Below are 1,031 nucleotides of genomic sequence, written 5' to 3' on the forward strand. Positions count from 1 at the left end.
GATGAAGCATTAGCAATCTGTGAAACCAAAGCACTTTATAGTGCAAATGAATTTAGCGATATCGTTCAATACCTCAAACGCCAGCGCCAAGTGAACAACAAAGTATGTATACCAGAAGAACCACCGATGAAACTTCTATCGGATTCAGACTCATCCGTCTTGCATGCCAAAACACATACGCGTGAATTAGATAGTTATCTTGAAGTGTTGGGTGGTGTAGCTAAATGACTTCCTCTCTTGAGCAGTTACAGCAGCAATTACGAGCATTGCGAATGGTAGAGTCCGCCCAGTATTTACCAGAATTAATGAGAAAGGCGGAAATAGAAGAGTGGAGCTACCATAACTTTTTATATGAGTTCAGTTCGTACGAACTGAAACGCAGAGAAGAAAAATTAATTGAAAGACGTTTAAAATGGGCAGCCTTTCCTGTCTACAAAACATTGGATGATTATCGATTGCATGAACAACAAGCGCTTACAAAAAAGCAAATGAATCAATTGAAAGAACTGACATGGTTAGACCAACTTTATAACCTCATCCTTTTAGGGCCGCCAGGTGTAGGTAAAACTCACTTGGCGACAGGATTAGGGATAGAAGCTATATATAAAGGCTACAAAGTATCTTTTATCTCCATGGGGGAACTGGTTCATTTGCTTAAAACGGAAGAGTTTACTAGAAAATCTCAAACACGCATGAAAAGAATTAGAGATTCCAATCTAGTTATTATTGATGATTTGATGTTTATGGCTATGGATAATCGTGAAGCTAATTTATTCTTTCATTTGATTAATGATTTATATGATAAATCATCCATTATCCTAACATCTAATAAGGCCCCTTCTGAATGGGGTGAATTATTGGGTGATCCAGGAATTACTACAGCAATCTTAGACCGAATAATTCATCGAGCAGAAGTTCTAAATTTTAAAGACGATGATAGTTACAGAATGAAAAATCGTAAGACTATTTTTAATGACGATAGTGTCCAAAATTAATTAGCGAAAAGTGTTCATTTTTACTTGACGCTTACA

The 1,031-nt window shown here is 36.6% G+C and carries 1 protein-coding gene and 1 pseudogene; both read left to right on the forward strand.

Annotated elements, in window-relative coordinates; all coding sequences use genetic code 11:
* Positions 1 to 228, forward strand: a pseudogene (locus M3210_RS19995) (hypothetical protein); the annotation flags it as partial.
* Positions 225 to 995 (forward strand): IS21-like element helper ATPase IstB, encoded by a 771-nt coding sequence (gene istB, locus M3210_RS20000; protein WP_251518044.1) that lies wholly within the window; start codon positions 225 to 227, stop codon positions 993 to 995. The pseudogene M3210_RS19995 and the gene istB, both read left to right, overlap by 4 nt.
* Positions 996 to 1,031: the final 36 nt, after the last annotated feature.

Origin of the sequence: Oceanobacillus luteolus, from assembly GCF_023715655.1 — a bacterium.
Taxonomy (GTDB): Bacteria; Bacillota; Bacilli; order Bacillales; family Amphibacillaceae; genus Oceanobacillus; species Oceanobacillus luteolus.